This window comes from Acidobacteriota bacterium (assembly GCA_030949985.1).
In the GTDB taxonomy this organism is placed as follows: domain Bacteria; phylum Acidobacteriota; class Polarisedimenticolia; order J045; family J045; genus JALTMS01.
In genome coordinates this window covers 20,303-46,611 of the sequence record JAUZRX010000026.1, presented here as the reverse complement: position 1 = coordinate 46,611, position 26,309 = coordinate 20,303, and the positions used below count along the sequence as shown (strand labels likewise).

The window sequence follows — 26,309 nt, the reverse complement described above, 5'->3', positions numbered from 1 at the left end:
CATGCGGCCCCTGCCCGAGCTCCGTTCCGGCATGGCGCGCACCCTGTTGGTGCTCGCCGGTGCCCTGACCGCCGTGGGCGTATGGCAGACGGCCCGCTCGGCGGTGGAATGCCGAGCCCTCGGCCGCCGGCAGATTCAGCTCGAGGCCCATCGACGGGCCGTAGCCCCGCGGCCGGCGCCCGGAGCGGCGCCCTTCGCCACCTGGTCCCACCTGGTCGCCGCCTTGCACCAGGTGGCCGCGGAGGTGCCGCTGGTCCGGATCACGTACCGCACCGGGGAGGTGCTGCCGGTGAGCGCCGAGGGCGGGCCTCCGGGGACGCCGGCCTCCGGGGACGCCCGGTTTCGAGCCATGACCGCCACCGTGCGGGGGAGCGGCGACTACGAGGAAATCGTCGCCTTCGTCGGCGCCCTGGCCCGCAGCGATCCACCGCTGGAGCTGTTGCGCCTGCGCATCGAGGCGGCGCCCCGCTATCCGCGTTTCGTGGCCCAGGTCTACATGGTCACGGCGCTGCACGTGCAGGCTCCGGCGCTGCTGCGCCTGGCCGAGGCCGCCGACCGGGAGCCCGGTTCATGAAGGGGGTGCTGGCCTACCTGGGAGCGGCGGCGTTGGCCCTGGCCCTGCTGGCGCGCATGGCGCCGACGCGCACCCTGGAGGTTGCCGCCCCGCGGCCCGCGCCTCGTCGGGCGGTGGCCGCCACCCCGGTCCCGCCCCTCGGTCCCGTGCGCCGGGGGCCGATGCCGCGGGGCCTGATGGCGTGGCCGGCTTCCGCCCCGCCGCCGTCCGACGATCCGCGACCGGAGCCCTGGACCGGGGCGATCTTCTGGGACCCCGTTCAGCCCCTGGCCCAGGTCAACGGCCGACTGGTGGGGGAAGGGGCGACGGTGGGGGAGTGGTCGGTGGCCCACATCTCGCCCACGGCCGTGCTGCTGGTGGCCGGCGGTGCGCCGGGGACGGTGCGTCTGCTCTCTTCCTGGAGTGGGCAGGGGGCGGATCCTACCCTCAGGCGTTCTCCATCACCCGGCGGCGTTCCCGGCGCACCGCCCGGCGCAGCAGGCGCCGGTAGGTCTGCGCCGAGTGCTCCCAGGACAGATCCTCGATCATGCCCCGCCGGCGCAGGGCCATGAGTTCAGCCGGCTGCTGCCGGTAGAGATCGATCGCTCGCCGGCAGGCCCAGATCAGGCCCTCCGCATCGGGCGTGTCGAAGAGAAAGCCGTTTCCGCCGTCGGGATGTTCGGAGGTGTCGCGTACCGTATCGGCCAGCCCCCCGGTGCGACGGGCGATGGGGGGTGTGCCATAGCGCAGGGCCACCATCTGTCCCAGCCCGCAGGGCTCGAAGCGGCTGGGCATCAGGAAGAAATCGGCCCCGGCGTAGATGCGGTGGGCCAGGGCTTCGTCGAAGCGTTCGTGGATCGACACCGACTCGCGCCAGATCCGCGCCAGTCCGTGCAGGGGGTCGAGCAGGCCCGGCCGGCCGGACCCCAGCAGCACGAGCTGGGCCCCCTGGTCGACCAGCCACGGAGCGGCCTGCTCGATCAGGTCGATGCCCTTTTGGGGATCGATGCGGCTGACGACGCCGAAGAGGGGAGCTTCGTCCCGCGGCCCCAGGCCCAGCTCTTCCTGGAGCGCCCGCTTGCAACGCGTCTTGCCGGCCGGGTTGCCGGCATCGTAGGAGGCCGGGAGGTGGGGATCGGTCCGGGGGTTCCACACGCTGGTGTCGATGCCGTTGAGGATGCCCCACAGGTCGTCGCCCCGGGAGAGCAGGGCGCCGTCCAGTCCCTCGCCATGGGCCGGCCAGACGATCTCTTCGGCGTAGGTGGGGGAGACCGTCAGGACCTTGGTGGCGCAGAGAATGCCGCCCTTGAGCATGTTCAGTGAGCCCAGCGCCTCGAGCAGGTCGGCGTCGAGCCAGTGTTCCGGAAGATCGAGGGCGCGGCCCAGGTCGAGGGGAAAGACGCCCTGGTGGGCCATGTTGTGGATCACCTGGATCGTGGCGCAGTGCCGCAAGGGATCGCCGGGATAACTGTGCGCCCGCAACAGCACGGGCAGCAGGGCCAGCGGCCAGTCATGGGCGAAGATCGCTTCCGGGGCCGGCTCCAGCCGCCGCAGGGCGGTGAGGGCCGCGCCGGCCAGCCAGGCGAAGCGCCGGGGATTGTCGGGCCAGGCGTGCCGGCCGTCGTCGTAGATCCCATCCCGGTCGAAGTAGTCGTCGTGGCGGATCAGCAGCAGGCGGACGCCGCCGTGGGTGGTTTCGATCACGCCGCCGGCGATTTCTTCCCCGGCGATACGGTAGCGGGTCTCCACCAGCGGGGCCGAGCGCAGATCCAGCCGGTCGAGAACCCGGCGGTAGGCCGGCAGGACGCAGGTCACCCTGTCGCCCAGGGCCTGTTGGGCGGCGGGCAGCGAGCCCACCACGTCTCCCAGGCCTCCGACCTTGGCCAGAGGCGCCATTTCGCTGGCGACATGGGCGATATGCATGGCGGGATTATCGGGGAGGAGGGGCCGTTGCGCGAGAGGCATAATCGTTCCATGGACGATCGGCAGGGTCTCGGTCCCGGCATCAGTGCGGAGGTGATCACCCGTTGCGGGAAGGCGGCGGGGCTGACGACCTGCGGCGTGGCGGATTGCGGGCCTTCGGACCACGGTTCGTGGCTCGACCGCTGGTTGAGCGCCGGCGCCCACGGCTCGATGGCCTGGATGGAGCGCACGGCGGCGATCCGCAAGGAGCTGACTTCCAAGTGGGACTGGGCCCGCAGCGCCCTGGTGGGCACCGTGTCCTATCTCACCGAGCCCGTCGATCGGCGGCGTCTTCCGGGCATCGGTCCGTTCATCGCGCGCTACGCCCGGGGACGGGACTACCACGACCTGCTGCGGGAGCGGCTGGCCGACTGGTGCGAGGCGATCGAAAAAGCCGCCGGCCGGAGCTTCCGCCGCGCCCTGCTGGTGGATACCAGCGCGATTCTCGAGCGAGAGCTGGCCCTGCGGGCGGGGCTCGGCTGGATCGGCAAGAACACCTGCCTGATCGGGCCCCGGGGAGACTCCTGGCGGCTGATCGGCGTGGTGCTCACCGACTTGCCCCCGTTGCCCCCGGTCCCGCCCGCCGCCGATCGCTGCGGGACCTGTCGCGCCTGTCTCGACGCCTGCCCCACGGGGGCGCTGCCCGAACCCTACTTTCTCGATGCCCGGCGCTGCATTTCCTATCTCACCATCGAGCATCGGGGCGAGATCGAGGCGGAAATGGAGCCGGCCGTGGGGGACTGGCTGTTCGGCTGCGACATCTGCCAGGAAGTCTGTCCCTGGAACCGGCGGGTCGTTCCCTCCGGCGAGGAGGCGCTGGCCCTCGATCCCCGCTGGTCGCAGTGGAGCCTGGGGGCGTTGGCGCGCCTGGACCCCGAGACCTGGCGTCGCGAGTTCCGCAAGACGCCCCTCGGTCGCCCCAGGCGCGGGGGGCTGGTGCGCAACGCCCTGGTCGTGGGGGCGAACCTCGGTGATCCCGACGTACTGGCCGCCGCCCGGGAACTGGTCGACGATGAAGACCCCCAGGTGGCGGCCACCGCCCGCCGGGTGCTCGAGCGCCGGAAATGAGCCGGGGTTACAGGTGTTTTACCTTCCGTCCCGTCCCGGTGTGCGATAGTGTTTCCTGCGTCGAGGCCCGCCCCTGGACTGGAATGATGGCCCCGCGCCCAGACCCAACACATCGAGGAGACTGACCATGTCGTATCGGACGCTGCGTACGTCCCTTCTGGCCGCCGCGTTCTTCGCGGTTGCCGGACCCGCTTTCGCTGCCGACACCTACAAGATCGACCCGGTGCACACCAACGTGATCTTCGCCATCGAGCATCTCGGTGTGAGCAAGTTTCACGGTCGTTTCAACGACGTTTCCGGGACTTTCACCATCGACAAGGCCGATCCCGCCGCCTCTTCGATCCACCTGGAGATCAAGGCCGCCAGCGTCGACACCCACAGCGAGAAACGGGACAACCACATCAAGAGCCCCGATTTCTTCAACGTCCGGCAGTTCCCCGTGATCACGTTCAAAAGCACCAAGGTCAGCGCCAAGGGCAAGACCTGGACCATCAGCGGTGACCTGAGTTTTCACGGCGTGACCAGGAACATCACCGTCGATTTCCACCTCATCGGCGAGGGCAAGGATCCGTGGGGCAACTATCGCGCCGGCGGCACCGTGCGCTTCACCATCAAGCGCAGCGACTTCGGCATGAAGTACATGCAGGGGCCCCTCGGTGACGAGGTGGAGATCATCGTCAACATCGAGGGGATCCGCGGCTGAGTCGCGGGCGCCGACCCCGGGATGATCTTCGCCACCCTGTTCGTGGGCGCCGTCCTGCCCTTCCTCGTCACGGCCGTGGTGCTGGGCGCGGTGGATGGGTTCGACCGGAATCGCGCCCGCGAAGGGGGCTGTCGGGGGTTCGTGCTCGCCGGGGCGCTGGCCTACCCGCTGGCCCATGGCCTGGTCCGGGGCGGGCTGCCTTTTCCGCCCGTCGAATCGGTGGACTGGTTGCCGTTCTTCGCCCTGCTGGCCGGTGTCGTGGGGCTGCTCGAAGCGGGCCTGCCGCGGCTGGGTCGGGGTCGTTGGCTGCTGCGCCTGGTGGTCGTGGCGGGCCTGCTCTGGACCACCCTCTCCCCGCTGGTGCGCTATGCCTGGAGCGCCCTGGCGGCCGCCGGCTGGATGGCCGCTCTGGAAATCGCCGTGCTGCTGTTCTGGGGAGCGGTGGAGAGCCACGTGCGCCGGGATGAGCCCCTGGCCGCACCTCTCTCCTTCCTGCTGCTCAGCGTCGGCAGCAGCGGGATTCTGTTGCTCTCGAACAGCGCGGTGCTCGGGCAACTCGCCGGCGTGCTGGCGGCGGTGCTCGGCGCCTGGTTGCTGATGGCGGTGCTCCGGCCGCGGCGCTTCCCCGCCCGCGGCAGCGGCGCGGTGCTGACCCTGGTCCTCGCCGGGCTGTGGATGCAGGGCTATTTCTACGCCGATCTGCCTCTCTCGAGCCTGGTGCTGCTGGCCCTCGTTCCGGCCACCGCCGTCGTGGGCGAGGCCCTGCGCCGCCGCGGCCGATCCCGCCTCGTCGCCCTTGCGGGTGAATGGGCTCTGGCTTCCCTGCTGGTGGGCCTGGCGGCCGTCGGCCCCCTGCTGGCCAGTTGGCGTGCGGTGGCGGACCCTTACGCAATGGGCTGAACGGACCTCCGGAGAGATTTTTCCGGAGGCCTACAGTCATGCCTCCCGCGGCCGATGAGGCGAACTGGGAGGAAAGCACCTGTGGAGATCGGCTCGATCCCGTTCGCGGCGTCGCTGCCCCGCGTATCCGCCGTCCGGAAGGACGACGGGGCGGGGGAGGCGGGCTCCAGGCCCGCGGCGCCGGGCCGTGAGCTGAGTCCCGAAGAGCGGCGCCAGGTGCGGGAGTTGCAGGCCCGGGACCGGGAGGTGCGCCAGCACGAGCGGGCGCATCATGCGGCGGCCGGGCCCTATGCCCGGTCGGGAGCCTCTTTCGACCAGCAGAAAGGCCCCGACGGGCGGTCCTACGCGGTGGGGGGAGAGGTCAAGATCGACACCGCCCCCGTGCCCGGCGACCCCGAGGCGACGATTCGCAAGATGCAGCAGGTGCGTCGGGCGGCACTCGCGCCGAGGAATCCCTCGAGCCAGGATCGACGGGTGGCCGCGGAGGCGGCGGCCAAGGAGGCCGAGGCCCGGGCCGAATCGCGCGCTCGGGGTGACGAGGACGACGGGCCTTCCGGCCATTCCGCCCCCGGGGCCTACGACGAGGCGGGGCCCCCGCCCGGAGCGTTGCTCGACGCGATCGCCTGAACCCGGCGCGCGGCCCGGCTTCCGGCCTACCAGTACTTTTCCACGTGGATCGTTCCCGGTGTGCGTCGCTTGTGCTCGGTGAAGCCCTCGCTTTCGAGGATGCCCATGATCGCCTCGATCATCGCCGGGTTGCCGCAGAGGAAGATGTGAGTGTCTTCGGGAGTCGGTCGGGCGCCGATGATGTCGGCGAAGGAGCCGTCCTTCCAGAGATTCTGGAGGTAGCCCGTCAGGCCCGTCCAGGGCACGGTCTCTTCGGCGGGGCGGGTGATCGAGGGAATGTAGGTGAAGCGGGGAGAGAGGCGATCCATGGTGGACAGCTCGGAGCGGTAGCCGAGATCCCACGAATGGCGCGCGCCGTGGATCACAACGTATTCGTGGCTCTGGTCCTGGAGCAGGGTGCGCATCATGCTCATGTAGGGCGCGAGCCCCGTGCCCGTGGCCATCAGGATCACCCGCTTGCCTTGCGGTACGGGATCGAGGGTGAATGAACCGGTGAATTTCGGCCCCAGCCAGAGCCTGTCCCCCACGTCCAGGGCGAAGAGGCGGGGGGTCAAGGCCCCCGAGCGCACGAGAGTGATGTAGAACTCCATGTACTGCTTCCAGTGGGAAGCCGAGGCGATGGAGTAGGCGCGTTTGATCAGTTTGCCGGGCCGGGGTTCCTCGTCGGGCTCGCAGGGGTCGCAGGTCTTGCAGCGGGGAGCCGAGCCGGGCAGCCCCAGTACGGCGAACTGTCCGGGTACGAAATCGGAGAACTCCCACTCGTCCGGTGCCACCCGCAGGATGATCAGGCCGGGGGCCACCTCGATGCGCTGGAGGACGACGGCATTGGTCGGGTCGGCGGTCACGGGCGGTCTCCGGTTCCGGCTACGGTCTAGTAGTTGCTGACCACCATGATGCAGGCGTCGTAAACCGTGCGGAAGGGGGCCCCGGCCGCGTAGGCCAGCACCTGGTCGTCGAAGCTGCCCTCCTGCAGCCAGACGTTCTCGAGGCCCAGTTCGGCCACCTGCTCGAGCACCTTGAGCGTCACCGGCGGAGGCGTGACCATGGTGACGATGTGGATCGGCCCGGGCACCTGGGCCAGGTTCGCGTACGCGGTCAGGCCGGCGATGGTCTGCTCCCGCGGGTTGACCGGAAGCACGGTGTAGCCCTTGCCCGCCAGGTTGCGCACGATGATGTTGCCGTATTTCTCGGGGTTGTTGCTGGCGCCGACCACGGCGATACGGGTCTGGGGACCCTTTTGCTCGAGCAGCTTCATCACCTCGGGGGGGTGGGGGTCTGGACTCTGCATCGGGCGCCTCCTTGGAAACGGGGCGCGTGGCCCCTGCCGGAGCGCATTGTCTCCCGCTCCGGCGTTGTTGCCAACTCAGGGGCGGCGGGGTCGGCGGGACTCCACCGCCCCGGCCAGCACGTCGTAGGTCACCGGGACGACGATCAGGGTCAGGACGGTCGCCGCCGCCAGGCCGAAGATCACCGCGACCCCCATCGGTCCCCACCAGTCGGAGGATTCGCCGCCCAGCAGCAGTTCGCCGCTGAAGAAGTCGAAATTGATCCCCGTGGTCAGGGGAATCAGGCCCAGGATGGTGGTGACCGCCGTCAGCAGAACCGGCCGCAGGCGGGTCAGCCCCGCCGCCACGATCGCCTCGCGGCGGCCGGCGCCCTGCCGGCGTTGCTGGAAGATGAAGTCGCAGAGAACGATGGCGTTGTTGACCACGATCCCCGCCAGGGAGATCACTCCGATGCCGGTCATGATGATGCCGAAGGGCATGCCCGTCACGATCAGGCCCCAGAGGACGCCGATCAGGCTGAGCATCACCGAGACCAGGATCGTCAGGGGGGTGACCAGGGAATCGAACTCGGTGACGAGAATCAGGCCGATCAGCAGCAGGGCGACGACGAAGGCCCGGGAGAGGAATGTCTTCGATTCTTCTTCTTCCTGGTTCGAGCCGGCGAATTCCCAGCGCACCCCCTGGGGAACTTCCATCGTTTCGATCACCTCGGCGACCTGCCGGCGGAGATCCGGATCGCGGTAGCCCGCAGCGTGATCCACGTCCGCCTCGAGGGTGATGACCCGCTTGAGATCGACGCGGCGAATCGCGGCGGGACCCGCGGTGGCCTCCACCCGCACCAGGCTGCGCAGGGGGATCACTTTGCCCTGCTCATCGATCACCGCGAGATCCGCGATGGGGTCGGCGCTGCGCCGCCGGGAAGGCGGAAAGCGCACGGTGATCTTGTACTCGTCCTCGCCGGTGCGGAACTTGGCCACCTCGGTGCCGGCCAGGGCCGTGCGGATCGCCAGTGCCACCTCCTGGGTATGGGTTCCCGCCCGAACGGCCTCTTCCCGGTCCACGTGAATCTGCAACTCGGGATAGCCCGGGTCGAAGTCGTGGTCCACGTTGTACAGGCCCGGCAGGGTTTCGAGTCGATCCCTCAGCCGGTCGGCCAGGTCGGCCAGGGCTTCGTAGTCCTCGCCGATCAGTCGCAGTTCGACGGGTTTGCCCGTCGGTGGGCCTTCCTGGGGCCGGTCGATGGTGATGCGGGCGCCGGTCCATCCGGCGACTGTCCTGCGGACCTGCTCGAGGGTGAGCAGGGAACTCTGGCGGCGCTCGTGGTACTTGAGCAGGTTCAGGGAAATGCGGCTGAGGTTCGAGGCGCCGCCTCCCGTACCCGGCTCGAGGGCGATCCCGGTCGAGCCCACGTTGGTCACCATGTCGTCCAGGTCGGCCGTATCGGCGGTCAGGGCTTCCACGCGGCGTACCAGGGCGTCCTGGGCCTCGAGGTTGGTGCCGGGGGGGAACTCGAAGTCGATCCAGATCGCGCGGGGTTCGGGGTCCGGGAACAGTTCGGTTCCCGATCCCAGTTCGCCGTAGGCGAGGATCGTCCCCACCAGCAGCAGGCCCATGGAATAGAGCACCCGGGCCCGGTTGTCGGTGATCCAGGTGCGGCGGCCGAAGAACGGGGCGGGGAGCGAGAACAGCCAGGCGAGACCCTGGAGCGCGAACGCGCCAGCCGCCACGGCGGCGGGGACGACGATCAGGGCGGCCGGAGGCTCGAAGCCCAGCAGCATGGCCGCCAGCAGCAGCGCTGTGGATGCGGCGAGACCCGCGAAGAAGACCCCCAGCAACAGCCAGTTGCGGAGGAAGAAGAAGCGGACTTCCGGCCCGGGGTCGAGAGCGGTGACGAGCGCCCGGCGATAGAGCGCCAGGCCCCGACCCGGCGACGGCGCGCTCTTGCCCGACGATCGCGGGGCGGTCAGCAGTCCCCGGGCGATGGTCGGGTTGAAGACCAGGGCGACGAAGAGGCTCGACGACAGGCCGATGATCAGGGTCACCGGCAGGTACTTCATGAACTCGCCGATGATGCCCGGCCAGACCAGCATCGGTGCGAAGGCGCAGAGAGTGGTGGCTGTCGAGGCGATGATCGGCATCGTCACCTCGGAGGTGCCCGCCCGCGCGGCGTCGAGGGCCGAGTCGCCCAACTCCCGGTGGCGGTAGATGTTCTCCACGGTGACCACCGCGTTGTCCACCAGCATGCCCAGCACCAGCACCATCGAGAAGAGCACGACCATGTTGAGGGTGTAGCCCAGTCCGGCGATGACCAGGAAGGAGATCAGCATCGAGAAGGGAATGGCCGCCGCGACGATCACCGCCGGGCGCCAGCCCATGGCCACGAAGAGCACGGCCAGTACCAGCGCCAGGCCCGAGAGCACGTTGTTCTCGAGTTCCCGCACCATCGCCTCGATGTCTTCCGACTGGTCGGCCACCACTTCGACTTCGGCGCTGGCGGGCAGGGTTCGGCGCAGGGCGTCGACCCGCTCGCGCACCCTGCGGGCGACTTCGATGATGTTCGCCCCGGTACGCTTCTCCACGGTCATCGAGATGGCCGCCCGACCGTTGAGCCGGGCCCGGGTCGTCTCCTCTTCGAAGCCGTAGAGCACCTGGGCCACGTCCCGCACGCGGATCGTCTGCCCGCCCTGGACACTGATGACGAAGGCGCCGATGTCTTCCGGGCGCTGCACCTCGGCGGGAATGCGCACCAGGAAGTTCAGCCGCCCCAGGTCCACGTCGCCGCCGGGCACGGTCAGGTGCTCCCGGGCGATGGTCTCCACCAGGTCGGTCAGGCCCAGGCCGTAGGCCGCCAGGCGCTGGGGATCGGCGAAGACGTGCACTTCCCGGTCCCGGCCGCCCACGATCCGCACCAGGTTGACCCCGGCGATCGCCTCGAGTTCGTCCTTCAGATCGTCGGCGATCTGCTTGAGGCGATCGATGCCGAAATCGCCCGCCAGGGTGACGATCATGATCGGTGTCCGGGAGAAGTCGATATCGGTGAGGGTCGGGTCGTCCACCTCTTCGGGCAGCTCGGGCCGGGCCCGGTCGACGCCTTCACGCACCTTCTGCAGGGCGGTGTCCAGATCGACCTCCGGGTTGAATTCGACCTCGATCACCGAGTTGCCGTCGTAGGAGGTGGAGCGCAGCTCCTTGAGTCCCGACAGCCCCTTGAGTTCCAGCTCGATCTTGCGGGTGACCTGGCTTTCCATGTCGGAAGGGGCCGTGCCGGGATAGGAGGTGCTGACCAGGATCAGCGGGATCTTGATTTCGGGGAAGGACTCGCGGGGCAGGGCGATGTAGGTCGACAGCCCGGCCAGAACCACGATGGCCATCAGCACGTAGATCGTCAGGGGGCGCTTGAGAGCCAGTGCGGTCAGGCCGCTCACTCGCAGCCCTCCGCGATGACTTCCCGGCCGGGTCCGAGATCCCGCTGGCCGTCGACCACCAGGCGCATGCCGAAGTCCAGTCCGCCGCCGTCGACCAGCACCCGGTCGCCCGCCACGGCTCGCATCGCCACCGGAATCCGCCGTGCCCGACACTGTTCGACCACGTAGGCGACGTGGCCCGTGTCGGTGGTCACCAGCGCGTCGATGGGGATCACCAGGGCCTGTTCCAGCCGACGCCGCAGCAACTGCACCCGTGCCACCAGGCCGGGGATCATGCGTCGCCCCGGGTTGGGCAGTTCCACCTCGACGAGAAAGGAGCGCGGCTCGGCGCCGGCCGACTCTGCCACGTAGCCGACTCGCGCCTCGAGCACCTGGTCGGGCCAGGCGTCCATGGTCACCCGGGCGGGGGTTCCGCGGCGCAGCCAGCCGATCTCCGTGTCCGGAACCCGGCAGGCGACCTTCAGCGGGTCGAGGCGCTGGACGAGGGCGATCGGCGTGGACGGGGCGATGACCTCGCCGGGATCCACCCGGCGGTCGGCCGCGATACCGTCCAGGGGTGAGCGGATCACCGCCCGCTCGAGACGTATTTCCATCTCCCGCACCACGGCCTGCGCCCGGTCGCGCCGGGAAGTCGCCGCCACCAGGTCCTGCTGGGGGACCGCCTGGCGCTCGAAGAGCCGGCTGGTCTTCTGGTAGTTGGCCTCGGCGGCCATCAGGTCGGCCCGGGCCTGGTCCAGGCGCGCCTCGGCCAGGTCGTCGCCCACCCTGGCCAGGACCTGGCCCTCGCGTACCGCCTGGCCCTTTTCGAAGAGCACTTCCCGCACCAGGCCACCCATCTCCGAAGCCACCAGGGCGTCCTTGACCGGCTCGAGGGTGCCGCTGACGTCGAGGAACTCTTCGAAAGGCGCGGGGGCCAGGGTGAGGGTGCGGACACGGATGCGCGTGTCCCGGTGATCGGCGGTCTTCGGCGCCGGCAGGGGCGCGGCCGCCGTGGCGGATTCGGGTGAGGAGGGACAGGCGGCCAGCACGGACAACGCGAGCAGGGCGCCGGCAGCGAGGGCGGTTTTCATCGGGACGCCTCCTCGAGCAGGGGCTGGAAGGGCAGTCGGCCCACCATGGCGTGAACATCGGCCAGGGCGACCAGGGCGTCGTGCACCGCCGTCAACTGCTCGAAACGGGCGGCGCGCAGGCCCTGGTGCCCGAGCAGCAGGTCGAGGGTGGTGGCGGCTCCCCACGCGTGGTTGGCCTGGGCCACCCGGAGGGTCTCCTCGGCGAGTGCCACCGAGTCCAGGGCCGCGTCGGCCGCCATGCGGGCCCGCCGGTACTCCGCCGCCGCCCGGGCCAGGTCGCGCTCGATCTCGCCGAGACGTGTCTTTTCGCTCCACTCGTTTTGTCGCTTCCGGGACCGCAGCTCCGCCAGCTTGTAGCGGGTCTGGCGGCCGTCGAAGAGGGTCCACTCGAAGAAGACGCCCGCGTTCCAACTGGAGAAGTCCGCGTTGAGCAGTTCTTCGGTGAAGATGGTGCTGATGCCCCACGAGCCGCTGAACTTCAGGTCGGGCAGCAGGCCGGCGCGCCAGACCTGGTGTTCGTGGTCCAGGGCTTTCCGCTCGGTCTGCAGGGCGGCGAGATCCGGTCGCCGGGCCGCCGCCGCCAGCAGTGCGTCCAGGGGCGGCAGTTCCGGGAGTCGCGCGTCGCTGAGTTCTCTCCCGGTGGTCTCGACAGGTTCCAGGGCGCCGCGTCCGAGGGCCTCGTTGAGTCGCACCCGGGCCGTGTCCACTTCGCCGCGGGCCGCGATTTCCCGGGGACGCAGGGCGGCCAGGGCCGAGCGGGCCTGAAGCAGGGACAGGCGCGTGCCCGTGCCGATGTCGAGGAAGTCCTCGGCCTGTTCGACTTGCTTTTCCCGCGCCGCGCGCTCGGCGGCCAGCACCTCGAGGCGGGCTTCGGCCAGCGCCAGGTCGTAGAGGGCGGTGACCACCTGCCGGGCGGTCTCGATTTCGGCGGCGCGGATCTCCAGCCGAATCTGCTCCTCGCGGGTTGCGGCGGCCCGCACGGCGGCGCTGATGCGTCCGAAGGCGTAGATCGTCTGCTCCACGTTGAGGCGGTAGTCGTAGAGCGTGACGGGGATCGGCCGGAGGAACGAGGCGTCGAAGCCGGGCAGGCCGTCGCCGCCGTCGGCGAGGGAAGAAAAGTTCGGCGAGTTGAGCAGGCCCGGATCCCGGCTGCGCACGGTGGACAGGCCCGCGTCGACCTGGGGCAGGGCGCGGGAGAGAGCCTGGCCCCGCAGGGCCCGAAACTCGGCCAGGCGCTCTCGCTGGCCCCGCAGCCGCGGATGGTTCGCCAGGGCCAGGGCCACGGCCTGGCGACCGTCGAGAGTGGAAGGGGGCCGGCTGCCGTCGGTGCCGTCGGCCGGTGCCGCAACCGCCAGCGAGGCGACGAGCAGCAAGCAGGAGCGGATTTGCATCTTGGCCATCCCCGGGAGGCCCGCAACATAGCACGCGGTCCGCGGGTGGGCGACGAGCCGCGCACGAGAGGGCGGTAAGCCGGGACCAGCGGTCGCCGGGCGGGAAACCTGCGGGCGGCGCGCGGAATCGTAGGTCTTTCCGCCGCGAGCGGAGTCGACCCGAAAGGTGGTACCCCCATGTCCCTGTCCTCCGATGACCCGGCGACCCCCGCCGGCATGGCCGCGTTCGAGCCCCTCGATCAGCACAACCTGGCCCTGGCCCACAGCGTTCGCCCGCCGGGATGGGTCCATCCCGAGCCCCGTGGCCGGTACAACCTGGTGGTGCTTGGTGGGGGTACCGCGGGCCTGGTCACTGCGGCGGCCGCCGCCGGCCTGGGCGCGCGGGTCGCCCTGGTCGAGCGCAAGTGGCTCGGTGGCGACTGCCTGAACGTGGGTTGCGTGCCTTCCAAGGCGATGATCCGCAGCGCTCGCGCGGTCGCGGCGGCGCGGCGGGCGTCCCGTTTCGGCTTGCCGGACGCGGTGGCCGGAGAGGTGGACTTCGGCGCGGTGATGGAGCGCATGCGGCGCTTGCGAGCCCGGCTCGCGCCTCACGACGGCGCCGAGCGATTCCGTGAACTGGGCATCGATGTCTTCTTCGGCGAGGGGCGCTTCGTCGGGCCGCGGCGAGTCGAGGTGGACGGCACGCGGCTGGATTTTGCGCGGGCGGTCATCGCCACCGGTGCCCGCGCCGCCGTTCCGTCGATACCGGGTCTCGAGTCGGCGGGCTACCTGACCTACGAGACCCTCTTCTCGCTGACCGAGCGGCCCCGCCGGTTGGGCGTCATCGGAGCGGGTCCCGTCGGCTGCGAGATGGCCCAGGCCTTCGCGCGGCTGGGCAGCGAGGTGGTGCTGGTGGAGACCGGCCACGGGATCTTGCCCCGGGAAGATCGCGAGGCGGCCGCGTGGGTGCAGGCGGCCATGGAGAGGGATGGCGTTCGCCTGCTTTGCTGCGGGAAGGACCTGGCGGTCGTCTCCGGCTCCGGTGGACCCCGTTTGACAGTGCGGAGCCATGGCCGCTCCTGTGAGGTGGAAGTGGATCGGATTTTCGTCGCGGTGGGCCGTGTGCCCCGTGTGGAGGGCCTGGGCCTCGAGGCGGCGGGAGTCGAATCCGGACCGCAAGGAGTGGTCGTCGACGACCGGCTGCGCACCAGCAACCGGGCGATTTTCGCCGCCGGCGACATCTGCTCGCGCTACAGGTTCACCCATGCGGCGGATGCCATGGCCCGCATCGTGGTACGCAATGCCCTGTTCGCCGGTCGGGAGAAAGCCAGCGCGCTGGTCATGCCCTGGTGCACCTACACTTCCCCGGAGTTGGCTCACGTGGGACTCACCGCCGAGCAGGCGCGGGAGCGTGGGGAGCCGGTGAGGACCGTCCGGGTGCCGATGGCCGACGTGGACCGCGCGGTGCTCGACGGGGAGACGGAAGGCTTCGTCAAGGTCCATCACCGCGGAGGAAGCGATCGCATCCTCGGTGCGACGATCGTGGCGGCGCGGGCCGGAGAGCTGATCTCGGGGATCAGTGTCGCGCTGCATGCCGGTGCCGGTCTGGCGACCCTCTCCCGCTCGATTCACCCCTACCCCACCCAGGGCGAGGTGCTGCGCCGGGTGGGGGACGCCTGGAACCGCACCCGCCTGACGCCGCGCCTGCGGCGGGTTTTCGCGGCGTGGCTGGCCTGGCGCCGCCGGTGAGGGCCACTGCCTGCCGGGGCGGGCTGCTATGCTCGGCCCGGAGGATACGCCATGCGCCTGTCGCCCCCGCTGTTGCTCCTAGAAGTCGCTTTCGGCCTTCTTCTGACCCTCGGCTGCGCCGGGACGGACCACGTCGAGTCCGCGGGGCGTGACGCCCTTCCGCCGGCGGCCCGCAGTGCCACGCAGTGGGCCGCCATGCTGGAGCGGGGCGAGGTCACCTCCGAGCAAATCGTCGCCGCGTGCCTGGCCCGCATCGAGGCGCTCGACGGCGAAGTGCACGCGGTCATCGCCACCGATCCCGGTGCCCTCGAGCAGGCTCGCGTCCTCGACGCGGAGCGGCGCGACGGCCGTGTGCGGGGTCCGCTCCACGGTATTCCCGTACTGCTCAAGGACAACATCGAAAGCGCGGGTCCCCTGCCGACCACGGCGGGATCCCTGGCCTTGCGCGAGAACGTCACGGGCCGCGACGCGCCCCTGGTGGCCCGCCTGCGGGAGGCCGGGTTGGTGATCCTGGGCAAGACCAATCTCAGCGAGTGGGCCAACTTCCGTTCGGAGCGATCGTCGAGTGGCTGGAGCGCCGTGGGCGGGCAGACCCGCAATCCCCACGATCCGACCCGCTCGCCTTGCGGGTCGAGTTCGGGCTCCGCGGCGGCCGTCGCCGCCGGCATGGTTCCGCTGGCGGTGGGGACCGAGACCGATGGGTCGGTGGTCTGCCCCGCGTCGGTCAATGGCGTGGTGGGGATCAAGCCCACCGTGGGGCTGGTCAGTCGGCGGGGCATCGTCCCCATCTCGCACAGCCAGGATACGGCCGGGCCCATGGCACGCACCGTTGAGGACGCGGCCCTGCTGCTCGAGGCGATGATCGGCGCCGATCCCCACGATCCGGTCACAGCCCTCGCGGAGCAGGCTCGCGGCTGGCGGCTGGTCCGGGGAGCCGCCCCGGGTTCGCTGGTCGGCCGGCGAATCGGGGTGTTGCGTTCGGCGACCGGCTACCACGACCGGGTGGACCGGCTTTTCGAGCAGGCCCTGGAAGATCTGCGCGCCGCGGGCGCCGAGATCGTGGATGGGCTCGGCTTCGAGCCTCCCGAGGGTTTCGCCGAGGCCTCCTACGAGGTCCTGCTCTACGAGTTCCATCACGACCTCGACGCCTACCTCGCGACGCTTCCCGACCCGCGCCTGGCGGCCCTCACGCTCGAGGACCTGGTGGCCTTCAACCGGAAGCACGCCGCCGAGGAGATGCCCTGGTTCGGTCAGGAGATTTTCGAGAAAGCGCTGGCCAGGGGAGAGCTGACCGAGCCGACCTACATCGAGGCGTCGAATCTGGTGCGGCGGGCCACCCGGCGGGAGGGCATCGACGGGCTGATCGCCCGGCATCGACTCGACGCCCTGGTCGCTCCCACCACGGCTCCCGCCTGGAAGATCGACCTGGTCGATGGTGACCACTACCTCGGCGGCCTGTCCAGCTACCCGGCGATCGCCGGGTATCCCCATCTCACCGTGCCCATGGGACGTGTCCACGGACTTCCGGTGGGCCTGTCGATCATCGGCGGGGCGCTCAGCGAGCCCGTCCTGGTGGACATCGCCCGCGCCTATGGCAGTTTGCGTCCGGTCGCCGAAGCCGCCGGTGAGGCGTCGCCATGACCGAGATCGGCACGCTCGGAGTGCTGGGGCAGGTGCTGGCGGGAGTCAGTCTCGCGGCCTGCTGCGGGCTGAGAGCCTTTCTGCCCCCCTTCGTGCTCGGTCTGGCCGTACGCCTGGGGGCGACGGACCTGATCTTCGGCGGCGCGTTCACGCTGCATCCGTCTTTCGGGTGGTTGTCGAGCACGCCGGCCCTCGTGGTCTTCGGCGCGGCGGTCGTCTTCGAGACCCTGGCCGACAAGGTGCCGGTGATCGACCACCTGCTCGACGCGGTCGAGACCGCGGTGCGTCCCCTGGCGGGGCTGCTGGTGGTCGCCGCTTCCCTGCGGGAACTCGACCCCCTGCCGGCGGCCGTGGTGGGTCTGCTGCTGGGCGGGACGGTGGCCGGTGGGATCCACCTGGGGAAATCCAAGATTCGCGTGCTCTCGACCCTCGGTACCGGGGGCCTGGCTTCCCCGCTGATCTCCTTCTTCGAAGACGTGGCGGCCCTGGTCGGATCGCTTCTCGCCGTGCTGGCCAGCGTCGTTGCGGTGGCGCTGATCGTCTTCGGCGTGGGGCTGACGATCTACCTGCTGCGGCGTTTCTATCGCCGCGTCGGTCGCCTGCAGCGGGACCTGGGGCGGGACTGACGGCCGTCGCCGGGGCCGCCAGGGAAGAATCCACGGTGCTCCGCCCCGGGCTCGGTGGAGGCGGGGCAGGATTGGCGGTACATTGAGGTGCATGGGAATTTCGCGCTTTTTTCTCCTGCTGGGCCTGTTGGGCCTCGGCGGCTTCGCGGCGTACGGGGAGGCCGTCCCCCTGCCTGTGGACCGTCCCCTGACCGACAGCCGCCTGGTTCTCGACCTGGAGTCCTGCCGCGTGGACGTGCGGATCGACCCCGGCGCCGCATCGCACATGACCATCGAGGACGCGCTCAACGGAGAGGACACCGAGGGCTTCGTGCTGCTCGAGGGCGGCAAGAGCGGGCTGCGCATCGGCCGACCCCACGGTGACGAGGCCCTCGCGCCGCCGCTCAACGTGACGCTGGTGCTCGGAGCCGGCGAGTCCTTGCGTATCGACGGATCCGACCTTTCGATCGCTCTGTCGGATGCCCGGATGGAACTCGAAGAGCAGCAACGGAAGGCGCTGGCCGAAGAGTCGGTTCTCGAAACCGCCCGGGCCCGCAGGCCGGGGGGCGTGGCGTCCCGGCTGCTCCTTTCCGTGAGCGATTCCGACCTGACTCTCGAGAGAATCTCCGGCGCGAGCCTGGTCGGGGCCAACAACCGCATCTCGCTCGATGACTGCCGCGGCCCTTTCATTTTCGATCAGCAATCCACGACCGTCGGCGTGCGGCGCCACTGGGGCAGCCTGCACCTGAAGGGTGAAAACGCGAGCTATGCGGTCGAAGGCGGCGAGCAGCGGATCGCCGCCACCCTGACGGGAGGGGAGTTGCTGCTCGCCGGTGGTGGAGGAAGCGTCCAGGCGACGGTGCGCGACGCCCTGGTCAGCGTGGAGGGGTGGGCGGGCTCGTTGCGCTTCGACGGGGCCGATGGGCGTTTCGATGTGCGCGAGTCCGCCACCGGGGACGACACGCTGGCGATTCGTGGCTCCGACCACGACGTGAAGGTCGTCGAGCATGGAGGCGCCCTGAAGTTGGATCTCGAAGCGGGCCGAGTCGAGATCGATGGTGTGGCGGGCAGGGTCGACCTGAACGGCAAGGAGAGCACCACGATCGAAGCGGCCAACCTGGACGATGTCCTGGACATCAACCTGGACTCCGGCTCTTCCGCGAGGGTGCGCGACGTGGTGCGCAAGGTCCGCGCCCGGGTCACCGGCAGCGAACTGCGTTTGCGGGCGGCGCTCGAGGTGGAACTCAAGGCGGGCGACGCCGTCATCGAGATCAGCGAGATCAGCGGCAAACTCCGCGTCGAGGCCGGCGAGAGCGAAGTGGACCTCGACCTCGAAGCGCCGCGCGCCCGTCCCGAACTGCGCCTGTCCGGTGCTTCCAGCGGGCGCGTGACGCTGGCCGCTCCTTGTCGCGTACGCGTGTCCGGCGAGGCGGAAGCCGCCGGCGACCGGGTGCAGGTCACCGGATGCGACCTGGAAGACCGTAAGAGCGGCCGGCGCCCGGTGCCGGCCCTGCGGGGCCAGCGGCCGCCGATCACCTTGCTGGTCGATGTCGGCGATGACTCCCGCCTGGAAGTCTGGAGCCGCTGAAGTCGTGCGTGGTCGGCGCGTGGCGGCCCCCTCGAGACCGTTCCGTCCGATCGGTGGAGCAGGGAAGCGGTCGTGAGTCTCGACGTCCTGGCGGCCAAAGACGTCATCCTTCTCGATGCGGGGGGGACCCTCATCGGTCTGGACTACGACGCCGTTCGTGGCGCGGTCGGTCCGGCGGGAGCAAGGCTTGCCGACGAGGCCTTGGAACTTGCCGAGGCCAGGGCCCGTCGCTGGGCGGACGAGGCGATCCGGCGGCGGCTCACGCCCCGCGAGCTGTGGGACGGCTATTTTTCCCGGGTGCTCTCGGGGGCCGGCTTGGAGCCCGGGGCGATTCCCGCCGCCCTGGAGGCCCTGTGGTCGGCCAATCGTCGGCAGGGGCTCTGGCGCCGCCCCCTGCCCGGTGTGGGGTGGGCCCTCGAGGCACTGCATCGCTCGGGCCGCCGCCTGGCGGTGGTCAGCAACGCCGAGGGGCAGGTGGAGGCCGATCTGCGGGCGGCCGGGCTGTCCCGGTGGCTGGAGACCGTGGTCGATTCCCACCTGGTGGGTGTGGCCAAGCCGGATCCGGAGATCTTCGCCATCGCTCTCCGGCGCCTCGGTGTCGGCGCCGAGCAGGCTTTCTACGTCGGCGATGTCCCCGCCTTCGACGTGGAAGGCGCGCGTCGGGCGGGTCTGCCCGCGGTGCTGATCGACCCCTGGGGCGTTCACGAGGACTGCGATGCCGTGCGCATCGCGTCCCTGGCGGCTCTCCCGGCCCTCCTCGGCGGGGAGTAGACTGCCTGCCGTGTCGATCAAGGCTGACATGCTCAAGGCCGCCGATGCGGTCCTCGGCCGGCTGCTGTGCCTGTGGCCCCGCTCCGCCCCTTCCCCGGGGGGGGGAGACGAACCGCGGCGCGTGCTCGTCATCCGTCCCGGCGGCATCGGTGACGCGGTGCTGTTCATCCCCATGCTCGAAGCTCTCCGGCAGAGCTGGCCCGGGGCGGAGTTGGAATTGCTCCTCGAGCGGCGCAACCTCGGTGTGATTCAGCCCACGGGCCTGGCCGACAGGATCTTTCTCTACGATCGCTTTCCCCGGGACCTTCTGGCCCTGCTCCGGCGGCGCTACGACGTGGTGATCGACACCGAGCAGTTTCATCACCTCTCGGCCGTGGTGGCCCGCTGGACCGGGGCGCCGCGTCGCATCGGCTTCGGCACGAATCGTCGCCGTCGACACCTGACCGAAGTGGTGGACTACTCCCACGAGGTCTACGAGGTCAGGTCTTTTCTCGACCTGGCACGCCAGGCGACGGGCCGCCTGCCCGAGTGGGATCCCGAGCAGCCGTTCTATCCCGTCGCCCCGGAGGCCGCGGCCTTCGCCGAGCAGGCTCTCGAGCCGCTGAAGGCCCGGCGCATCGCGGTGATTCATCCCGGGGCCTCGATCCCGCAGCGGCGCTGGCCGCCGCGGCGTTACGGGCAGTTGGCCCGTATGCTGGTCGACGACGGCCTGGGCGTGGTGATCCTCGGCGGGCCCTCCGATGGCGCCGCGGCCCGGGAGATTCACGCTGCGGTGGCCGGCGCGGGAGCGATCGACCTGGCCGGGCGATGCAGCCTGGCCCAGGCGGCGGCGGTGGTAGCGCGGGCCCAGGTCTACATCTCCGCCGATTCCGGCGTCTTGCACCTGGCCTACGCCGTCGGCACCCGCACCGTGCATCTCTTCGGCCCCGGCGTGCATGCCAAGTGGGGCCCGCCCGGGAGCCGGTTCAGGACGATTCGCACCCCCGTTCCCTGTTCGCCCTGCACCCGCTACGGCTACACGCCGCCCTGCAACCAGCAACTCGCCTGCATGATGGGCATCACGCCGCGGCAAGTCTACGAAGCGGTGCTCGAGCAACTACGGGGTTCGGAAGAGGCCCCGGTCTAGCCGGGCCGGGGTTTCGGCCGCGGGGTCCGGGTCTGTCTCCGGCCGGCGCCCTTTCTCGGGCGTCCCGGAGGACGTAACCTATGGCCGCTCCGGACCGCGCGGCCGCCAGCAGTGGCGTCGGGCGGTCCCGCCATCGGCGCGGAGGTCGCCGGCCCGCCGCGAGGAGATGCAACCCGTGAATCGCAGCCTGCTCGTCGTCCTGGCCGCCCTGCTGGTGGCCCTCGTTGCCGTCGCGGCTTTCCGGCCGTCGTTCGACAACGAGTTCATCTGGGACGATCCCATCGTCTTCCAGCGGCAGCTTCCGTATTTCGACTCCCTGGCCAACGTCTTCGACCCGCCCAAGAGCATCCCCCAGTTCGGTACCCATTACTATCGCCCCCTGGGTGTGGTGAGCTATCAGATCGATGAGGCGATCGCTACGCGCTTCTGGCCCCTCGAACAACGCGATCAGGCGCGACAGCGGGTCTACCACGCTTCGGTCATCTTCTACCATGCCCTGGCCAGTGTGCTGGTTCTCCTGCTGGGCCTTCGGCTCGTCGCGCTTTCGGGCCTCGATCAGGCCCTGGGCCTGGGGGCCGCCCTGGGCGGGAGCCTGCTGTTCGCGGTGCATCCGATTCACGTCGAAAGCGTGTCCTGGATGGCCGGCCGGGCCGACGTGTTGTGTACGATCTTTCTCGTCGCGGCCCTGCTGACCTGGATGCGGCACCACCGGAGGGGCCGGTGGCCCGACCTGGTGGCGGCCGGGGGGTTCGCCCTGGCCGCGATGCTGTGCAAGGAGACCGGTGTCGGGGCGTTGCTGCTGCTCCCTGCTCTCGACCTGCTCCTGCCCCGGCCGGAGAGGGCCGCCGCCCCCGCGGAAGGCCTGACCCGCGCCGAGCGACGCCGCCTGGCCCGGGAGAAACAGGCCGCGCCCCGGGGCGTGGGCTGGGTCGGCTTCTTCCTGCCGCGGTGGCTGGTCCTCGCGGCTGCCGGCGGCGTGTACTTCCTGTTGCGCTCGCAAGCCATCGACGCGGGGCATCTCAAGAGTTCGGGCGCTTCCGTGGGGGCGCTCTTCGGGGCGCTCGGCTGGTACTTCAAGAAGTTCTTCTGGCCCGCGCCCCAGTCCGCGTTCATCACCCTGGTGCCGGGGGGGTGGTGGACACTGGCCGGCGTCGTGCTCCTGCTCGGAGCCGGCGGGGCGGTCTGGGCGGTGCTCTCGCGGCAACGCCGATCCGGCCTGGGAGAGCTCGTCGCCCTGGGCGTGTTTTTCGCCTTTCTGGCCCCTTCGCTGGCCATCGTGGCCTTTCGCATTTCCGAGACGCCTCTCGCCGAGCGTTACCTCTACGCGCCGAGCGTGGGGCTCTGCCTGCTCGTCCCGCTGCTGCTCGCCCGGGTGGTGGCCCTCACCCCGTTGGGCGCCAGGCCGGTGCCGGCGCTGGCGGCGGTGCTGCTCCCTTGCGTGCTGGTCGCCGTGCCGATGACCCGGGCCACCCTGGAGCGGGAGAAGGTCTGGCAGAACAACCTGGCTTTCTGGCGGGATGCGGTGATCAAGGCGCCCGGCGAAGGGTTGCCCCACCTTCACCTGGGATTGACCTACAACGAGATGGATTACACCGAGAAGGCGATCGAGGAGTACAAGCTGGCTCTCCAGCAGTACCGCGACGCCGAGGGTCGCTCCAAGGCTTACAACAACCTGGGCTCGGCCTACATTCGCCTCGGCAAGCTGGAGGAGGCGAGCCGGGCTCTCGAGGGCGCTCTCGAGGAGGTGCCGCGCTACGCCACCGCTACCTACAACCTGGCGCTGGTCCAGCTCCGCCGGGCCCGGCAGGCCCGTGATCTGCGGGAGCGGGCCCGGCTGACCAACGCGGCCCTCAGCGGTTTCCGGGCCGCGATTCGGATCAATCCGCGCTACGTCAAGGCCCACTACCAGTACGGAGCCCTGCTGTTGGGCCTGGGACGGGCCGACCTGGGGCTCGAGCACCTGCGCAAGGTGATCGCCCTGGCGCCCTCTTCCGGTGAGGCCCAGGCGGCGCGCAAGCTGCTGGAGCGAGGCGTGCAGGAAACGCGCTGACCCTTGCCGTCAGGGCACGCCCACCAGAAAGCGTTGAAGACGGCCGCGGGTGGCGTGGAGCAGGGCCAGGCGGGTGGTGTCCACCGCGTTCTCGCCGTAGAGGGGCGCGCTCCAGTAGCTCTCGCCGTCCTTGGTGCGGACCTGGAAGCGCACCGCGCGCCGCTTGCCGGTCAGGCCGCGCTCCACGGCGCTGAACTCGGTGACGCTCGCCACCTCGGCTGGATCGAGTTGCACCTGGCCGAGGGGGAGGGGGCGATCGAGGACCAGGGTGCTGCTCTGCTCCTGCCAGGTGATCTCCCAGAAGAGCTGGGAGCGGTGGAAAGCCATGGTCGCCGAGGCCACCATGGCGATCACCGCCAGCAGGCCCCAGGTGGCGCGAACCATGCGCCGCCGGGTGGCAGCGCTGCGGCCACGGATGGAAGCCAGGAGAAGACCCGCCAGCCCTGTCAGGAGGAGGAGTGCCGGAACCAGGTAGGGGTCGGGCTGGATGATGACGTGGGTCGGCATCGAGGCTCCTTGACCGTGACCGCCGCAGCGCCGCTGCCGCGTCGAGTGACCCCAAAGGTACGAGGAACCCTCCCGTTCGGCTATAAATTCTTTCGAAGAGGACGAAAACTGCGCCCGGATTCCTCTTCCGCGGGGACCCGGGCGCTGCGGGAGGGGCTGGCAGCGACCTGGCGCTGTGGCTACCATCGTTCCGATCGGGGGTTGGTGTGGACGGACTCGAGACGATCATCGTGGCGGCGGCGGTGATTCGCCGTGGGGAGGTCTACCTGCTCACCCGGCGCCGCGCGGGTTCGCACATGGCCGGCTACTGGGAGTTTCCGGGGGGCAAGGTGGAGGCCGGCGAGAATCCCGCCCAGGCCCTCGAACGGGAACTGGCCGAGGAGGTCGGGTTGACGGTGCAGGCCGGCCGTGAGATCTGCCGGCTCGAACACGACTACCCCGAGCGCCGGGTGCGGCTGCATTTTCTCGAGGCCGTCGTCGTCCAGGGTGAAGCGCGGCCGCTGGAGGTCGCCGAGGTAGGGTGGTTCACACCCCGTGAGATGAAGCAGCTTCCTTTGCTGCCCGCCGACGATCCCGTCGTGGCCCTGCTCGGCCGCCGGGAGGAAGGAGCCGGAAGTGTTTGAGCAGGTCCCCCACGATTTCTCCTGGTCCGCTTCGCGTCACGGCACTTTCGAGAACTGCCGGCGCGCCTATTTCTTCCACTACTACCTGGCGCTGGGCAAGGTCTCCGACGCCGACCCCGGCCGCTCGGCCGAGGCGCGGCGCCTGCGGGCGATGACTACGGTGCCGATGTGGGTCGGTTCCCAGGTGCACGACACCATCGAGCGCCTGCTGCGGACCGCGCGCCGCGGTGGGGTCATCGACGTGGACGCCGCCGTGGCCGCCATGCTCGACGGCATGCGTCGGGACTATGTCGACAGTCGTGACGACCTGGCCCGCAAGGAGCGCAACTACAAGGGGCGTACCCGCTTCCACGAGCACGAATACGGCCCGGAGCCCTCGCCCCGGGAGTGGAAGCAGGCGGCGGAAGATGCCGAGTCGATGGTGCGGGACTTCGTCCGGCTGGACTATCTCGAGACGGTGCGCGCCCTCGACAACGGCGCCCTGCTGGCCCTCGAGGACCTGCAGAAGTGGGACTTCCACGGTGTCGGTGTGTGGGTCAAGATCGACCTGGCCTACCGGGACGCGGAGGGCCGGGTGAACATTGTCGACTGGAAGACCGGTCGCCGGATCAACGAAGACAACCCGCTGCAGATGACGGGCTACGCATCGTATGCGCACCGGACCTGGGACGCGCCCCTCGCCAGGCTGGCGGTGCGCGAGGTCTACCTGCGCCTGCCCGATCCCGAGAAGTGGTGCCGTGTCGACGACGCGGTCATCGAGCAGGCCAACGAGAAAATCGAAGCGTCGATCCGCAGTATGCTCTCGTTGCTCGACGACCCTTCGCAGGACGTCGCCGGCGAACGGAATTTCGATGCCGCACCCGAGGAGTGGCGCTGCCGGCGCTGCAATTTCCGTGGCATCTGCCCGGAGGCATCGATCGAAGCATGATCAGCGGCTCCCCGCCTCCCGACCCCCCCCTGGATGCCTCCGTCGAGGGCGAGGCCTTCGAGGCCGTCGCGGAGGACCTGGTCGAGGAACCGGCCGCCGAGCCCGAGACGAGCACGGCGCTGGTCCCCGTCAACCAGGAGCGCCTGCCCGTCAGCGTCGATCCTCTCGCCCGCTACATCCAGGAGGTGCGCCGGGTGGAAGAACTCGACCCGGCTCAAGAGCAGGACCTGGCCCGCCGGTACCGGGAACGGGGCGATGCGGAGGCCGCCCGCCGCCTGATCACCGCCAACCTGCGACTCGTGGTCAAGCTGGCGCTGATGTACCGGCGGGCCTTCCGCAACGTCTGGGACCTGATCCAGGAGGGCAACATCGGCCTGATGGAGGCGCTCAAGCGCTACGACCCCGAGCAGAAGGTGCGCTTTTCGACCTACGCCGCCTGGTGGATCAAGGCCTACATGCTCAAGTACCTGCTCGACAACCACCGCCTGGTGCGGGTCGGTACGACCAACGCCCGCCGCAAGCTGCTCTACAACCTGCGCAAGGAGCAGCGCAAGCTGGCCGCCGAAGGGATCCAGGCCACACCCAAGCTGCTGGCCGAGCGCTTCGGGGTGACGGAAGAAGACGTGGTGGAGGTGGACAAGGCCCTGTCCTCCCGGGACGTCTCCGTCGACGCGCCCCTGGGCGAAGATGCGGGTCGCACCTTCGGCGACGTGCTGCCGGCCGAGCAGGTCTCCGTCGAAGAGCAGGTTTCCGTCGCCGAGTTGCGCGAGAAGGTCGACCGGGCCCTGGAGGCCTTCAAGAAGACCGTCACTCAGCGCGACAGGGCGCTGATCGAGCTGCGCCTCGCTGCTGATGAACCTCTCACCCTGCAGGAGCTGGGCGACCGTTTCGGCGTGACCCGCGAGGCGATGCGCCAGGCCGAGAACAAGCTGAAGAAAAAACTGGCGGTTTACCTGCGCGAGCAACTCGGCGAAGATGTGTCTCTCTGAACCCGCACTGAAGAAAGGGCGAGGCGATGGGCGAGCAGGCGAAGCGACGGGGGCTGCATCCTCTGGCATGGATCGGTATCGGTTGCGGCGGCTTGATCGTCGTGGCCGGATTGCTGATGCTCGGTGCGGGCTTCTTCGTGGCGAGCAAGGTCAAGGCCGGTCTCGATGAGTTCTCCGACAATCCGGCAATCACGGCGGCGGCCGCGGCGATCCGTTTGAATCCCGAACTGGAGCTGATGGAGGTCGACAAGGAGGCCGGCACCCTCACTGTGCGCAACACGAAGACAGGTGAGGAGTTGACCGTGGATCTCTCCGATCTCTCCCAGGGCAAGCTCGTCTTTTCCGGCGAGGAGGGAGCCGTGACCGTGCAGGGCGGCGACAGCTCGCTGACCCTCTCCAGCGACGACGGAGAGATGAGCTGGGGAGATGCCGCGTACTGGGAGCAGGTGCCGGAATGGATTCCCCGCTACCCGGGATCCGACCCGGAAGGCTACATGACCGGGGGCGACGACCGTTCCTCGAGCGGAGCCCTGCCATTCCGGACGCAGGACGACGCGGGTGCCGTGATCGACTTCTATCGGCAACAGCTCGAGAAGGCGACCTTCCGGGTCAGCTCGACGGCTCTGGGTGGCGCGGGAACCCGCGTGATGACCCTCGAGGCCAGGGATTCCGACGAGAATCGCAGCCTCCAGGTGATCGCCACAGAGGCCGCAGACGGGCCGACCCAGGTGATGCTGAATTTCTCCTCCAAGCGCCCGTGAAAGCTGG

At 69.8% G+C, this 26,309-nt stretch carries 22 protein-coding genes and 1 pseudogene; 16 read left to right on the top strand and 7 right to left on the bottom strand.

The window, feature by feature from the left end:
• The first annotated feature begins 1 nt into the window (after position 1).
• Positions 2–574, top strand: coding sequence for a hypothetical protein (locus Q9Q40_08060; GenBank protein MDQ7007172.1), 573 nt, complete (start codon positions 2–4; stop codon positions 572–574).
• Between the two features lie 426 nt (positions 575–1,000).
• Here Q9Q40_08060 and glgA read toward each other — a convergent pair whose 3' ends face one another.
• A complete protein-coding gene (gene glgA, locus Q9Q40_08055) occupies positions 1,001–2,476 on the bottom strand; it encodes a glycogen synthase GlgA (protein ID MDQ7007171.1) in 1,476 nt (491 codons plus the stop codon).
• 27 nt (positions 2,477–2,503) lie between these two features.
• On the opposite strand from glgA, the gene queG reads away from it, so the two are divergent.
• From queG to Q9Q40_08035, 4 genes and pseudogenes are all read left to right on the top strand, one after another.
• Positions 2,504–3,583, top strand: a complete 1,080-nt coding sequence (queG, locus tag Q9Q40_08050; protein MDQ7007170.1) for a tRNA epoxyqueuosine(34) reductase QueG — start codon at positions 2,504–2,506, stop codon at positions 3,581–3,583.
• 127 nt (positions 3,584–3,710) lie between these two features.
• Positions 3,711–4,286, top strand: coding sequence for a YceI family protein (locus Q9Q40_08045; GenBank protein ID MDQ7007169.1), 576 nt, complete (start codon positions 3,711–3,713; stop codon positions 4,284–4,286).
• A 21-nt stretch (positions 4,287–4,307) separates the two neighbouring features.
• Positions 4,308–5,186 carry a hypothetical protein gene (locus Q9Q40_08040; protein MDQ7007168.1) on the top strand — a complete coding sequence of 293 codons (879 nt, stop codon included), beginning with the start codon at positions 4,308–4,310 and terminating at the stop codon, positions 5,184–5,186.
• Between the two features lie 192 nt (positions 5,187–5,378).
• A pseudogene (locus Q9Q40_08035) lies at positions 5,379–5,705 on the top strand (putative metalloprotease CJM1_0395 family protein).
• Positions 5,706–5,839: 134 nt separating this feature from the next.
• Here Q9Q40_08035 and Q9Q40_08030 read toward each other — a convergent pair.
• The 5 genes from Q9Q40_08030 to Q9Q40_08010 form a co-directional block, all read right to left on the bottom strand.
• On the bottom strand, positions 5,840–6,658 hold the full coding sequence (locus Q9Q40_08030; GenBank protein MDQ7007167.1) for a ferredoxin--NADP reductase: 819 nt from the start codon (positions 6,656–6,658) through the stop codon (positions 5,840–5,842).
• A gap of 26 nt (positions 6,659–6,684) precedes the next feature.
• Positions 6,685–7,101, bottom strand: a complete 417-nt coding sequence (locus Q9Q40_08025; protein ID MDQ7007166.1) for a CoA-binding protein — start codon at positions 7,099–7,101, stop codon at positions 6,685–6,687.
• A gap of 75 nt (positions 7,102–7,176) precedes the next feature.
• Positions 7,177–10,524 (bottom strand): efflux RND transporter permease subunit, encoded by a 3,348-nt coding sequence (locus Q9Q40_08020; protein MDQ7007165.1) that lies wholly within the window; start codon positions 10,522–10,524, stop codon positions 7,177–7,179.
• Positions 10,521–11,594: an efflux RND transporter periplasmic adaptor subunit gene (locus Q9Q40_08015; protein MDQ7007164.1), complete on the bottom strand. Its 1,074-nt coding sequence runs from the start codon at positions 11,592–11,594 to the stop codon at positions 10,521–10,523. Before Q9Q40_08015 ends, Q9Q40_08020 begins: the two co-directional genes overlap by 4 nt.
• On the bottom strand, positions 11,591–12,985 hold the full coding sequence (locus Q9Q40_08010; protein ID MDQ7007163.1) for a TolC family protein: 1,395 nt from the start codon (positions 12,983–12,985) through the stop codon (positions 11,591–11,593). The genes Q9Q40_08015 and Q9Q40_08010 overlap by 4 nt, the downstream gene beginning before the upstream one ends.
• A gap of 216 nt (positions 12,986–13,201) precedes the next feature.
• Between Q9Q40_08010 and Q9Q40_08005 the strand changes: the two genes are divergently transcribed.
• The 7 genes from Q9Q40_08005 (at position 13,202) to Q9Q40_07975 (ending at position 22,494) form a co-directional block, all read left to right on the top strand.
• A complete protein-coding gene (locus Q9Q40_08005) occupies positions 13,202–14,713 on the top strand; it encodes a mercuric reductase (GenBank protein MDQ7007162.1) in 1,512 nt (503 codons plus the stop codon).
• 51 nt (positions 14,714–14,764) lie between these two features.
• A complete protein-coding gene (locus tag Q9Q40_08000) occupies positions 14,765–16,354 on the top strand; it encodes an amidase (protein ID MDQ7007161.1) in 1,590 nt (529 codons plus the stop codon).
• Positions 16,351–16,980 carry a DUF4126 domain-containing protein gene (locus tag Q9Q40_07995; protein MDQ7007160.1) on the top strand — a complete coding sequence of 210 codons (630 nt, stop codon included), beginning with the start codon at positions 16,351–16,353 and terminating at the stop codon, positions 16,978–16,980. Before Q9Q40_08000 ends, Q9Q40_07995 begins: the two co-directional genes overlap by 4 nt.
• Before the next feature lie 91 nt (positions 16,981–17,071).
• Positions 17,072–18,547 carry a hypothetical protein gene (locus tag Q9Q40_07990; GenBank protein ID MDQ7007159.1) on the top strand — a complete coding sequence of 492 codons (1,476 nt, stop codon included), beginning with the start codon at positions 17,072–17,074 and terminating at the stop codon, positions 18,545–18,547.
• Between the two features lie 72 nt (positions 18,548–18,619).
• Positions 18,620–19,318 (top strand): HAD-IA family hydrolase, encoded by a 699-nt coding sequence (locus tag Q9Q40_07985; protein ID MDQ7007158.1) that lies wholly within the window; start codon positions 18,620–18,622, stop codon positions 19,316–19,318.
• A 10-nt stretch (positions 19,319–19,328) separates the two neighbouring features.
• Positions 19,329–20,444: a glycosyltransferase family 9 protein gene (locus Q9Q40_07980; protein ID MDQ7007157.1), complete on the top strand. Its 1,116-nt coding sequence runs from the start codon at positions 19,329–19,331 to the stop codon at positions 20,442–20,444.
• Positions 20,445–20,619: 175 nt separating this feature from the next.
• On the top strand, positions 20,620–22,494 hold the full coding sequence (locus Q9Q40_07975; protein MDQ7007156.1) for a tetratricopeptide repeat protein: 1,875 nt from the start codon (positions 20,620–20,622) through the stop codon (positions 22,492–22,494).
• 9 nt (positions 22,495–22,503) lie between these two features.
• On the opposite strand, the gene Q9Q40_07970 is transcribed toward Q9Q40_07975, so the two are convergent.
• Positions 22,504–23,001, bottom strand: a complete 498-nt coding sequence (locus Q9Q40_07970) for a hypothetical protein (GenBank protein ID MDQ7007155.1) — start codon at positions 22,999–23,001, stop codon at positions 22,504–22,506.
• Between the two features lie 206 nt (positions 23,002–23,207).
• Between Q9Q40_07970 and Q9Q40_07965 the strand changes: the two genes are divergently transcribed.
• From Q9Q40_07965 to Q9Q40_07950, 4 genes are read left to right on the top strand one after another with little or no spacing between them, the layout of a single operon-like run.
• Positions 23,208–23,624 (top strand): (deoxy)nucleoside triphosphate pyrophosphohydrolase, encoded by a 417-nt coding sequence (locus Q9Q40_07965; protein ID MDQ7007154.1) that lies wholly within the window; start codon positions 23,208–23,210, stop codon positions 23,622–23,624.
• Complete coding sequence (locus Q9Q40_07960; GenBank protein ID MDQ7007153.1) at positions 23,617–24,552, top strand: PD-(D/E)XK nuclease family protein; 936 nt, start codon at positions 23,617–23,619, stop codon at positions 24,550–24,552. The genes Q9Q40_07965 and Q9Q40_07960 overlap by 8 nt, the downstream gene beginning before the upstream one ends.
• Positions 24,549–25,541: a sigma-70 family RNA polymerase sigma factor gene (locus Q9Q40_07955; protein ID MDQ7007152.1), complete on the top strand. Its 993-nt coding sequence runs from the start codon at positions 24,549–24,551 to the stop codon at positions 25,539–25,541. Before Q9Q40_07960 ends, Q9Q40_07955 begins: the two co-directional genes overlap by 4 nt.
• Positions 25,542–25,567: 26 nt before the next feature.
• Positions 25,568–26,302, top strand: coding sequence for a hypothetical protein (locus Q9Q40_07950; GenBank protein ID MDQ7007151.1), 735 nt, complete (start codon positions 25,568–25,570; stop codon positions 26,300–26,302).
• The last annotated feature ends 7 nt before the right edge of the window (positions 26,303–26,309 follow it).

Excerpts from the sequence above, each read along its gene's own strand:
- glgA (MDQ7007171.1), bottom strand. The coding sequence starts at position 2,476 with ATGCATATCGCCCATGTCGCCAGCGAAATGGCGCCTCTGGCCAAGGTC.
- Q9Q40_07970 (MDQ7007155.1), bottom strand. The coding sequence starts at position 23,001 with ATGCCGACCCACGTCATCATCCAGCCCGACCCCTACCTGGTTCCGGCA.
- Q9Q40_07990 (MDQ7007159.1), top strand. The coding sequence starts at position 17,072 with ATGGGAATTTCGCGCTTTTTTCTCCTGCTGGGCCTGTTGGGCCTCGGC.
- Q9Q40_08040 (MDQ7007168.1), top strand. The coding sequence starts at position 4,308 with ATGATCTTCGCCACCCTGTTCGTGGGCGCCGTCCTGCCCTTCCTCGTC.
- Q9Q40_08025 (MDQ7007166.1), bottom strand. The coding sequence starts at position 7,101 with ATGCAGAGTCCAGACCCCCACCCCCCCGAGGTGATGAAGCTGCTCGAG.
- Q9Q40_07955 (MDQ7007152.1), top strand. The coding sequence starts at position 24,549 with ATGATCAGCGGCTCCCCGCCTCCCGACCCCCCCCTGGATGCCTCCGTC.
- Q9Q40_08015 (MDQ7007164.1), bottom strand. The coding sequence starts at position 11,594 with ATGAAAACCGCCCTCGCTGCCGGCGCCCTGCTCGCGTTGTCCGTGCTG.
- Q9Q40_07950 (MDQ7007151.1), top strand. The coding sequence starts at position 25,568 with ATGGGCGAGCAGGCGAAGCGACGGGGGCTGCATCCTCTGGCATGGATC.
- Q9Q40_08045 (MDQ7007169.1), top strand. The coding sequence starts at position 3,711 with ATGTCGTATCGGACGCTGCGTACGTCCCTTCTGGCCGCCGCGTTCTTC.
- Q9Q40_08060 (MDQ7007172.1), top strand. The coding sequence starts at position 2 with ATGCGGCCCCTGCCCGAGCTCCGTTCCGGCATGGCGCGCACCCTGTTG.
- Q9Q40_08000 (MDQ7007161.1), top strand. The coding sequence starts at position 14,765 with ATGCGCCTGTCGCCCCCGCTGTTGCTCCTAGAAGTCGCTTTCGGCCTT.
- Q9Q40_08005 (MDQ7007162.1), top strand. The coding sequence starts at position 13,202 with ATGGCCGCGTTCGAGCCCCTCGATCAGCACAACCTGGCCCTGGCCCAC.
- Q9Q40_08010 (MDQ7007163.1), bottom strand. The coding sequence starts at position 12,985 with ATGCAAATCCGCTCCTGCTTGCTGCTCGTCGCCTCGCTGGCGGTTGCG.
- Q9Q40_07995 (MDQ7007160.1), top strand. The coding sequence starts at position 16,351 with ATGACCGAGATCGGCACGCTCGGAGTGCTGGGGCAGGTGCTGGCGGGA.